The organism is Streptomyces sp. NPDC058877 (assembly GCF_042742855.1).
In the GTDB taxonomy this organism is placed as follows: domain Bacteria; phylum Actinomycetota; class Actinomycetes; order Streptomycetales; family Streptomycetaceae; genus Streptomyces.
This window is the reverse complement of sequence record NZ_JBHYMF010000244.1, coordinates 1-9109: the sequence shown is the minus strand read 5'-3', so window position 1 is coordinate 9109 and position 9109 is coordinate 1. Positions and strand designations below refer to the sequence as shown.

Here is a 9109-nt window from a genome sequence, read left to right as displayed (position 1 = left end):
GCGGATACGACCTAGACACTCGCATCCTTGCAGGCCAGCGGCACCTTTCTGCTACCGGACCGTCAGATCACCCAATTCCGCTGAATACCCCGGGTCAGCGGACGACGGCTGCGGCGGGTGGGTCGCCAGGGTCGTTCTCGGTCGGGCTGAGTGCGTTGCCAAGGGTGTCGATGGCTTGGCGCTGGAGGCGGAGCCGGACGTGGGCGTAGACGCCAGCGGTGACGCCGATGTGGGCGTGGCCGAGGAGTTCCTTGATCACGACGAGGTCGACGCCCTGTTCCAGGAGCAGGGTGGCGGTCGAGTGGCGGAGGTCGTGGAAGCGGATGCGGCGGAGTCCGGCCCGGTCGAGGAAGCTGAGGAAGCGGCGGGTGAGGTTGGCCGGGTCGAGAGGCCGGCCGGTAGGGGTGGTGAAGACGAGGCCGCTGTCCTGCCAGGCTGACCCTGCTGTCCTGCGCTCCTTGTCTTGCTGCTGTTTGTGCTCCTTGAGGGAGTGGAGGCATTCGGTCGGGAGCGCGATACGGCGCTCAGACGCCCGGGTCTTGGTGGGCAGATGCGTGAGGCCGCCGGTGCGGGTGCGCTGGAGCGAGCGGCGGATGCTGGCCGTTCCGGTTGTGAGGTCGAGGTCTTCCCATCGGAGGCCGAGGAGTTCGCCCTTGCGGAGTCCGGTGCGGAGGGCGAGTTCGTACAGGGTGTGGAGCCGGTCGGCGCGGGCCGCGTCGAGGAACTGGCGGGCCTCGGCTGCGGTGAGCGGACGGAAGCGCCTGGGCTGGTGCGTGGTGGTCTTGACGTTGCGTGCGACGTTCCGGGGCAGCTCGTCTTCGCGGACCGCGTGTTCCAGCGCCGATTTGAGCACCGAGTGCACGTAGGTCACGGTCGAGGGAGACAGCCGCTTCTGGCAGCACTCGCCGATGGCGCAGCACGCCTCCCGTTCGGTGTCCAGGCCCTGGGCGCAGCATTGGCAGGTGGTGCGGAGCCGGTCGAGGAAGGTGCGTACGTCCTTGGCGGTGAGGCGGGCGACCTTCTTGGTGCCGAGTCCGGGGATGAGGTGGAGGCGGACGCAGGCGGCGTATCGGGTGTGGGTGTTCTCCCGAAGCCGGTGGACGGCGACGCTGCCGAGCCAGTAGGTGAGGTAGTCGCCGACGGTGCTGTCGGCGGTGGCGACGGGCAGTCCGCGGTTGCTGTCGGCGATCTTCTCGGCGAGCTTGTCGGCCGCATTCTTGCGGGTGGTGCCGTAGACCCGGACGCGTTTGCGGGTGCCGTTGGCGGCGAGGACGTAGCCGGCGGCTTCCCAGCGGCCGTCCTTGCGCTGGTAGATGGTGCCTTCGCCGTTGGCGCGGGCCTTCTTGCGCTTGGGGGCGGTCATCAGGCGGCCTCTTCCAGGTGGCGCTGGACGTAGTCAGCGAGGGCGTGGGCGGGGATACGGCGGGCGCGGCCGATGGTCAGCGAGGCCAGGCGGCGGGTGCGCAGGAGGTCGTAGAGGGCGGAGCGGCCGATCTTGAGCCGGGCCATGACCTCGGGGACGGTGAGGAGTTCGTCGTCACGCACGAGTCGCTACCTCCTGTTCGCCCGTCGGGCTGCCGTGGATGAGTGCGGCGAGGCGTTCGAGGTCGGGGGTGAGGCCGGTGCCGTCGTAGGTCCAGTGGGTGAGGACGAGGGTGGTTGGTGAGGGCGGAGGGGTGTGGCGGCGGTGCCAGGCGGCGCGGGCGGCCCGGAGGGCGCCGAGGGTGGTGGAGTAGGCGCGGGTCTTGGTGGAGAAGTGGCCGCGGAAGCCGAGCATGTGGGCCCACTTGCGCAGGTTCAGGTGCTTGAGGTCCTCGCGGGCGCCGAGGGACCAGGCGGTGCGAATCATCCGGGCGGCGTGCTCGGGCACGGACTCGAACCAGAGGTCGGTGATCCTCCTCAGACGGTGGTCGAGGGTGCCGGTCGCGGTTTCGGTGCCCTTGGTGGCGTACTTGGCGACGTATCCGGCGACCTTGCCCTCGGTGATCGTGGTCCCGGCCTGGAAGGCCGTGGACCGGATGATCCTGGTGTCGATCTGCTCGCCGAAGACGAAGGCACGGGCCCGGCCGTTGACCTCCGGCCCGTCGATGCGGGCGCGGGTGGCCGAGATCCGAATGGCATCAGCCAGCAGGTCGGGTGTGGCCCAGGCGGGTGGCGGGGTGTAGGGGCCTACGGGGCCGTCGAGGCGGATGACGGCGTGGAAGTGGATCAGTCCGCGCTGCTGGTACTCGGCGACCTTGGCGTACGAGACCCGGACGTACTTGGAGAGCAGGCGTTGCGGGACACCAGCTGCGGCGGCGATGGTGCGGCGCAGGTGGAGCATGAAGCGGGCCCATAGGGCCGGGGCATGGGCGTTCCACAGCACGGCGCCGGTGTAGTCGTAGCGCTCCGGGTCGAGCGCCGTGCCGAGGATCGGGTCGCCCTTGGTGTGGGTGCGTCCGCAACGGCAGCGGGCGGAACTGCCCACGCGTCGCCCGTGCACGGGTCCGTAGGAGGGTGCGGTGAGGGTGGCGAAGACACGGGGGTGGGTGGCGACCTGTTCGGGGATGCTCTTGCCGCCGCGCAGGCCGGCGGCGATGAGCTGGTAGGTGTCCTGTCGGTAGAGCTCGGCGCAGGAGGGGCAGCGGGTGGTGCGGCGGTTGCCGCAGCGGACCAGGAGGTGTCCGGCGGGCAGTTCCTTGGATTTCAGTTCGCGCAGGATCTCGCCGGTGAAGGCGTCGATCTCGGTGCGCTGGCCTTCGAGCCGGATCGGCTGGGCGCAGCCGCCAAGGGTGGACAGCTGCCGGATCAGGCCGAGCAGGTCGCGGTACCCGGTGAATGTGGGCAGCGAGGCCGTGGTGGGTTCGGGGCGGGTGATTGTGGTGGTGGGGTCGTGCGGTGGCATGCTGGCGGGACCTCTCTGCACTGCGGCACACGCGTGTGCCGTGGATGGATGGGAGGGAGGCCCCGGCAGGGGCGAGGGTTTGGCGACTACACGCCCTTGCCGGGGATCACTGCGAAGCGGGACCAGGAGGAGGCGGTCACGCGGCCTTGTCCAGGTCGACGCGGTCGGGCAGCTCGCGGACCTTGAGCCCTTCGGCGCACATGAGGTCGTTGATCTGCCAGCAGGCTTCGGTGGGCAGGTAGACCGAGCGCAGCCGGACGGGGGTGCGCATGTCACCGACGGAGGCGATCGAGACGCCCTGGGGCATGGTGCGGTCGGCGGCGGTGATGTCGAGTTCCCGGCCGTCGGGGAAGAGGTGCAGGAAGTCCTCGACGGTGTCGACGCGATGGCAGATCCGGGCGGACAGGTTGGTGCGTACGGCGGTGGTGAGCACGTCGGCGGAGGGTTTCTGGGTGAGGAGCCACAGCCGGATGCCGAACTTGGCGCCCTGGCTGGCGATGGCCAGCAGCTCGGCCTCGAAGCGTTCGCGGGCCTTGCGGTCGGGGTGGCGGGTGTAGTTCGCCACCTCGTCGATCACCACGAGCAGCAGCGGCAGCTCGGGGCTGAATTCGGTGATGCGGTCGGTGCGACCGGACCAGAACAGCCGCTCCCGGCGCTGCATCTCTTCGCGGACCCAGCGCAGGATCTCGGTCGGCTCGTCGGGATGGACGGCGTCGGAGACCTTGTAGGCGGTACGCCACCAGGGCGCGACCGCACCGAGGTTGGGGTCGATCACGATCAGACGCACGTCCCGCATGAGCGAGGCGTAGGCGAGCAGGGTGTTGACGGTGATCGATTTGCCGGAGCGGGTGAGGCCGGCGACGAGTGCGTGGGCGGAGTAGGCGAGGTTGAGCACGATGGGGGTGCCGTCTTCGTCCCAGCCGAGTAGTACGTCATCGGTGGAGACGAACTGACCCGGTCGGCAGACGGGGGAGCCGTCCGGGCCGAGGAGTGGTGAGCGGATCACCGCTTCCAGCGGCTCGCGGCGGAAGCCGCGCGCGACGATCATTCCGGGCTTGGGCTGGCTGATCCGGATGCGGCGCATGCCCCAGGCGTCGCACAGGCCCTCATTGGCGTCCTGCCAGGCGCTGAGCCCGACCTGCGGCAGGGCATCGGCGGTGACGGTGACGCCGAAGACGTCGGCGCGGGCGCGCAGGCGCGGGACCAGCACGCGCGGCTTCGGTGGTTGTTCCTGTGGGGCGTACTGCTGGAGCACGGTCGGGGTGGCGTCCTTGACCGCCAGGCCGAGCATCGGCGCGAGCCGCTTCCAACCCCACCGCATCCGCCGCGCCTGCCGCAGACTGACCCGGGTCTCGGCATCGGCCCGGTACCAGCGGGCGAAGCAGTACCCGGCCCAGCCCAGCAGCCCGAGCCCGCCGAGGACGACCACGGCCAGGAGCGCGAGCCCGAGGGAGTTCCCGGTCATCAGGCACCGACCTTGGCGGTGACGGCGTCGGCGCGCAGGGAGATGCCGTGCCGGTCCTTGCCGTTGATCTCGTTCTCCCAGGCCGAGGCGACCAGGCCGGTGAAAACGACCGGCAGGCCGACCTTCAGGCCCTTGCCGAGACCCGGCTCCGGGACCTTCACGGTGATCACTTCGGCGCGGCCGTTGAATGCGAACATCACGTCCACCAGGTGCAGGTGGGCGCCGGTGGCCCGGTCGATCGCGGGCTGCTGGCCTTCGCGGTCCTTGAAGTGCGGCCGGGACTCGGAGGCCAGGATCACCAGGGCCGGAGTCTGGTCGATGGGCATGGTCTTCACGGCAAACCTCCAGGTAGAAGGGGTGCAAGTCACCCGTGTGGGTGATCGCGTGCCGCAACCCTACATTCATTCCATCCAAAGTCCATCCCTATTGAGTTCCATCCGTTCGTGGGGTGGTCCATCCATACGGCGGCTACCCTGACCCCGTGAGGCCGCTGAACTGGTGAAACGCGACAGGCAGCGAGCGGCCCGCGGTGGGTGGAATCGGACTGGGACCGGGGATGGACATGGCTGCTGCTGACGAAGCGCGCTTGACGTTCGAGCGCATCGCGGACGACCTGCGGCAGCAGATCCGGGACGGCGAACTGCGACCCGGCCAGCTCCTGCCGACCCAGAGCCAGCTCATGCAGACCTACAAGGCATCGAGCCTGACCGTGCAGAAGGCGATCCGGCTGCTTAGGAACGAGGGCTGGGTCATCGCCCGCCAGGGGCGCGGCACGTTCGTCACGCGCTCGGCCGACTTCGAGGACGCCTTCGAGAGGGTCGCCGGCGATCTCACCCAGCAGATCTACTCCGGCACTCTGGCGCCCGGCGCCAGGCTCCCGGCCCGCGAGGTCCTGGCGGAGCACTACGCGGTGCCACTCAACGTGGTCACCAACGCCATCGCCCTGCTTGCCGGCAACTTCCTCTTGCGCTACCCCGGCGAACTGCCCGGCGACGAGGTCTACGTACGCGACTGGGACGACCACGGCTTCGCCACCCAGCTCACCCACGGCCGCCTGGTCCACAAGATCAGAGACGGATCACTCGCCAGGGGAGCCACGGTCACCGTGGACGACGTGGTCGAAACGATCGGCGGCGACCCGGAATCCGCAGACCAGGCACTGACCTTCCTCGCCCTGGAGGGCAGGATGAAGAAGGCCCACCAGCGCAATGGCTCGATGGCGTACGTCGTCGTGGGGGGCGAGTTCGGCACCGAGGTACCGGTAGCGGTGCAGCCGGTAGCCGAGTCGGACGAACCGTCGGCTGCCCCGCAGAAGGAGTTCCCGGCGGCGGCCGGAGTAGCGGATCTCGCCTACAAGCTGGAACGCGCCCTGGAGCGGATCGAGGAGCTGGAGGAGCGCGTCGAACGCCTCGAAGGTCGCGACGCCAACTGAGGCAGGCACGTGAACGACAGCGTCCCCGAAGGCCGCAGGCTGGCTTTCGGGGACGCTCCGCGTGGATCGGTCAGGGCTGGTACTCATACCCGATGGTGAACCGCGGCGGCAGGCACCACTCCCCGTACTCGATGATCCCCTCCGCGTCCGACCAGCGGTGCGCGCCGGCCAGGATCGGGGAGCCGACCGGCAGCCCCAGCGCGCTCGCCTCTCGGGCGTCGGCGGGGCGGGCGTGCATGTCGTCGCGGGCGTGGGTGATCGTGCGTCCGGTGGCTTCCAGAACCCGGGCGGACAGTCCGTGATTGCGGCCCGGCGCGGTGTTCAGTAGGTCCGGCACGAGGGCTGCGAACGGGGCCGGGTACCAGGTCACCGCGAACACGGTCCGGGTCTTGCCCCGTCCGGCCAGCCACTCGCGCCGCACCACTTGGTCCCCGGATTCCAGGTCGAAGATCTCCGCCACATACAGCGGCGGGATGATCAGCTCGGCCGCCGTCACCCGGCTCGTCTCGCCCTCGGCCAGGAACGACTTCACCCGCTGGACCCGGGCCAGCCGGTCCCGCGCCGACAGCGTCCAGCGAGGATCGTCGGCGACGTAGGTGCCCCTGGGGGTGGTGCGGATGAAGTTCTCCACCTGAAGGGCCTGCAAGGCCCGGGAGACAGTGGCCGCTGCGGCCTGCCACTGCCCGGCGATCTCCCGGTTCGTCGGCAGCTTGGCGCCCGGCTCAAGCTCTCCCGACAGGATGCGCTCCCGGAAGTGATCCGCGATCTTCGTGAACGTCTTGGGACTGGGCATAAGGCGTGCCCCTCCGTTGAGTTGACGTGCTGTCAGTGCGAGCACACTAGTGCACTATGAACCGTAGCGGGAGTGCTTCGGCCACTCGAATACTGAACTAGAGCACCGACCTGTCAAGAGGTCGGCCATGTGACGTTCGAGAGGTGGCGATGTGCAGTGACGGAGCCGACCAGATACTCCACCCAGCCGGTCGAACTCCCCTTGCGCCTGGAACTGGAGCCGACTCCCGTTGAAGGCTGCGCGGGCTGTACCGAACTGGCCAACGTACGCGACCGGGCCCGCGTGGTCGGAGACATGACCACCGTCAGCGACTGCAACGTCTACATGCGACGCCACCCGGAGGGTCACCAGTGAGCCCCCGCGCTATCTACCGGCACGTCGTTCACTCCATCCGCCACGCGCCCGAAGGGGGCATCACCTACGAGGCGTTCTGCGTCACCGGCGGCTGCGGAGCCGAATCCGGACCCCACCTCGAGCAGGAAGCCGCACAGGACTGGGCACTCCGCCACACCGGACGCACCGGCCACGACCTGTTCAGGCGCGTCTTCACCGACCATGCCAAGGTCACCCGAGCCGAGTAGAACCACCACCGCCAGCCGGAACAGGACCCACGACCCGCAGGCCATCGCACCAGGCCAGCAGCCCAGCCGAACGCTCAACCGACAGCCACGGCGTACCGCCGAAGCGGGATGCGTCCAAACTTTCTCTACGTCTTCAAGGCGACCCGCTGACGCGGGTCGCGCGCGGCGCGGTCGCCCACCCGGCCCGCTCTCGGCTCCGCCACCGCGGGCCGGCCAGCGACCAGGCCGCGCAGAAACGCGTAGCGAACCACCGGAAGCGCGAAGGAAGCCGGACGCGCCAGCATGGCGAACGCCAGGCCGACGGCAAGGCGACGGCGGGGAGTTGGCCGGGACGGAGGCCCGGGGTGGGGTCGGTCGGCTCCGTGGGCTTTACCCACCTCCCCGGGCCGGGGCCCGCGTCGGGCAAGGCCAGGGGGCCACTCGTTCAAATTCCGGGCAGGATCACAACCTGCCCGAGTTGCCGGGCCAGCGTACGGCCCCCTGACCATGCCCGACCCCAACCCGGGCAGGACACCGGCCAAAGCCCACTCCACCGCCCTCACGCGCGCAGCCGTCTGACGGCAACGCCGACGGCAACAGGAGCGCACAGCACGGCACTTCCACGCACACCTACGGACCGGCCGGAATTCGCTGACCAGCGAAAATGCAGGTGACGGCCGCCCGGCGAGCACACGTACTATGTGCTGGCGGGGGCCACCCCGGTCCTGGTTCATAACTGCAACCTGAGCAACTATGCCGACAGCGTTCGCAACGAACCTGGGGTGAAATTTGCCTCCGAGTACACGTCTCCTTCAGGCGCGAAGTACTACGGCCGCAATAAGCACGGCCAGCAGGCGGAAGGGCCGTTGGCGGAAGCGCTCGAACGGACGGGTCACCATGGAGGGTGCGCGGAGGTTCACTGTCTCATTCAGGCGCAGGCGGCGGAGGGTCCCGAAGCCATCAGGGGTGGAACCATGCGAACGGTGAGGACGCGGAATAACTCGATGCCGACATCGAATACGGATGGGCATGGTGAACCGGCTCACCCCTGCGGCCGTTGTGGTCGACTTCTGGAAGACCTAGGGATCAACTGATGTCCATGATTCGATTCGACTCGCTCAGCAAGGATCTGCTTGGGGCGCTTGTTGCGTCCGGATGGAGCGCAGGCAGGAAAGTTGACACCCGTCGATGGGTCAAGCCGTTGGAGGGTGAAGGGTATCGAGCTCACCCATTGGCTGAAGAAATCCTCGCTGCGGTGGGGGGGCTCTCGATCGAGCCGGTCAATCGAGTCGGCCCGAATTTCAGCAATGACGAGCCTTACAATTTCGATCCCTTCGCCGCTGGATCAGGGCAGCGTGATCTAGCGGAAGAGGTAGAAAGCGTTCTCGGTGGGAACTACTTCCCAATCGGTGAATGGCTCAGTTATTCAAGCGTATTCGTCGAGGCTGGAGGAAGGGTGGTTGCTGCTGGTATGGGCTGGATTTGGGAGCTCGGCTCCACCTTTGAAGATTCCCTGGAGTTGGCAGTCTGCGCGAATCGCCCGCTGGTCTGCCTGCACTCCGACCCGGGACTCGATCCTTGGCCGAGACCTGACTCCCGTTAGCAAATCTCGGCCGCGTCGAACATCGTCTGACGGGGCTTCTGGCCGGGTTGACGGCAGTAGCTGACGGCAACGGCGGCGGACACATTAGTGTCCGCCGCCGTCTGGCTGTCAGGGGTAGTCGAGCGCGTGGCCGAGTAGGTCGATGGCGTCTCGTTGGAGGCGGAGTCGGACGTGGGCGTAGACGGTGGCGGTGACGCCGATGTGGGCGTGGCCGAGGAGTTCTTTGATCACGACGAGTTCGACGCCTTGTTCCAGGAGCAGGGTGGCGGTCGAGTGGCGGAGGTCGTGGGTGCGCCGTGAGGCGCAGTGGTTCGAGTGGAGGTGAGAGACCTTCACCGCTGATCCCGTCGCAGCGGGACGGCGGAGCTGAGG

11 protein-coding genes are annotated in these 9109 nt (G+C 68.4%); 4 read left to right on the top strand and 7 right to left on the bottom strand.

Annotated elements, in window-relative coordinates; translation table 11 throughout:
• Positions 1 to 94 precede the first annotated feature (94 nt).
• The 5 genes from ACFW2Y_RS32475 to ACFW2Y_RS32455 form a co-directional block, all read right to left on the bottom strand.
• On the bottom strand, positions 95 to 1363 hold the full coding sequence (locus tag ACFW2Y_RS32475) for a tyrosine-type recombinase/integrase (protein WP_384886274.1): 1269 nt from the start codon (positions 1361 to 1363) through the stop codon (positions 95 to 97).
• Positions 1363 to 1545 carry a helix-turn-helix domain-containing protein gene (locus ACFW2Y_RS32470; RefSeq protein WP_127434669.1) on the bottom strand — a complete coding sequence of 61 codons (183 nt, stop codon included), beginning with the start codon at positions 1543 to 1545 and terminating at the stop codon, positions 1363 to 1365. Before ACFW2Y_RS32470 ends, ACFW2Y_RS32475 begins: the two co-directional genes overlap by 1 nt.
• Positions 1538 to 2884, bottom strand: coding sequence for a replication initiator (locus ACFW2Y_RS32465; RefSeq protein ID WP_384886271.1), 1347 nt, complete (start codon positions 2882 to 2884; stop codon positions 1538 to 1540). The genes ACFW2Y_RS32470 and ACFW2Y_RS32465 overlap by 8 nt, the downstream gene beginning before the upstream one ends.
• 136 nt (positions 2885 to 3020) lie before the next feature.
• Complete coding sequence (locus tag ACFW2Y_RS32460; protein WP_384886268.1) at positions 3021 to 4349, bottom strand: FtsK/SpoIIIE domain-containing protein; 1329 nt, start codon at positions 4347 to 4349, stop codon at positions 3021 to 3023.
• Complete coding sequence (locus ACFW2Y_RS32455) at positions 4349 to 4675, bottom strand: hypothetical protein (RefSeq protein WP_384886276.1); 327 nt, start codon at positions 4673 to 4675, stop codon at positions 4349 to 4351. Before ACFW2Y_RS32455 ends, ACFW2Y_RS32460 begins: the two co-directional genes overlap by 1 nt.
• Before the next feature lie 236 nt (positions 4676 to 4911).
• Between ACFW2Y_RS32455 and ACFW2Y_RS32450 the strand changes: the two genes are divergently transcribed.
• Positions 4912 to 5781 (top strand): GntR family transcriptional regulator, encoded by an 870-nt coding sequence (locus tag ACFW2Y_RS32450; protein WP_384886265.1) that lies wholly within the window; start codon positions 4912 to 4914, stop codon positions 5779 to 5781.
• A gap of 70 nt (positions 5782 to 5851) precedes the next feature.
• Here the strand turns inward: ACFW2Y_RS32450 and ACFW2Y_RS32445 are convergent, their stop codons facing one another.
• Complete coding sequence (locus tag ACFW2Y_RS32445; RefSeq protein WP_266081483.1) at positions 5852 to 6574, bottom strand: GntR family transcriptional regulator; 723 nt, start codon at positions 6572 to 6574, stop codon at positions 5852 to 5854.
• A 156-nt stretch (positions 6575 to 6730) separates the two neighbouring features.
• Between ACFW2Y_RS32445 and ACFW2Y_RS32440 the strand changes: the two genes are divergently transcribed.
• From ACFW2Y_RS32440 to ACFW2Y_RS32430, 3 genes are all read left to right on the top strand, one after another.
• Positions 6731 to 6928, top strand: coding sequence for a hypothetical protein (locus ACFW2Y_RS32440; protein ID WP_046421954.1), 198 nt, complete (start codon positions 6731 to 6733; stop codon positions 6926 to 6928).
• A complete protein-coding gene (locus ACFW2Y_RS32435) occupies positions 6925 to 7155 on the top strand; it encodes a hypothetical protein (RefSeq protein ID WP_384886261.1) in 231 nt (76 codons plus the stop codon). Before ACFW2Y_RS32440 ends, ACFW2Y_RS32435 begins: the two co-directional genes overlap by 4 nt.
• A gap of 1072 nt (positions 7156 to 8227) precedes the next feature.
• A complete protein-coding gene (locus ACFW2Y_RS32430; protein WP_384886258.1) occupies positions 8228 to 8737 on the top strand; it encodes an SUKH-3 domain-containing protein in 510 nt (169 codons plus the stop codon).
• Between the two features lie 108 nt (positions 8738 to 8845).
• Here the strand turns inward: ACFW2Y_RS32430 and ACFW2Y_RS32425 are convergent.
• The coding region (locus tag ACFW2Y_RS32425) for a tyrosine-type recombinase/integrase (protein ID WP_384886255.1) at positions 8846 to 9109 on the bottom strand (264 nt) is incomplete at its 5' end.

What these genes read in the sequence shown, in the direction of transcription:
- ACFW2Y_RS32475 (WP_384886274.1), bottom strand. Translation starts at nt 1,363, where the DNA reads ATGACCGCCCCCAAGCGCAAGAAGGCCCGCGCCAACGGCGAAGGCACC.
- ACFW2Y_RS32465 (WP_384886271.1), bottom strand. Translation starts at nt 2,884, where the DNA reads ATGCCACCGCACGACCCCACCACCACAATCACCCGCCCCGAACCCACC.
- ACFW2Y_RS32460 (WP_384886268.1), bottom strand. Translation starts at nt 4,349, where the DNA reads ATGACCGGGAACTCCCTCGGGCTCGCGCTCCTGGCCGTGGTCGTCCTC.
- ACFW2Y_RS32455 (WP_384886276.1), bottom strand. Translation starts at nt 4,675, where the DNA reads ATGCCCATCGACCAGACTCCGGCCCTGGTGATCCTGGCCTCCGAGTCC.
- ACFW2Y_RS32450 (WP_384886265.1), top strand. Translation starts at nt 4,912, where the DNA reads ATGGCTGCTGCTGACGAAGCGCGCTTGACGTTCGAGCGCATCGCGGAC.
- ACFW2Y_RS32445 (WP_266081483.1), bottom strand. Translation starts at nt 6,574, where the DNA reads ATGCCCAGTCCCAAGACGTTCACGAAGATCGCGGATCACTTCCGGGAG.
- ACFW2Y_RS32430 (WP_384886258.1), top strand. Translation starts at nt 8,228, where the DNA reads ATGTCCATGATTCGATTCGACTCGCTCAGCAAGGATCTGCTTGGGGCG.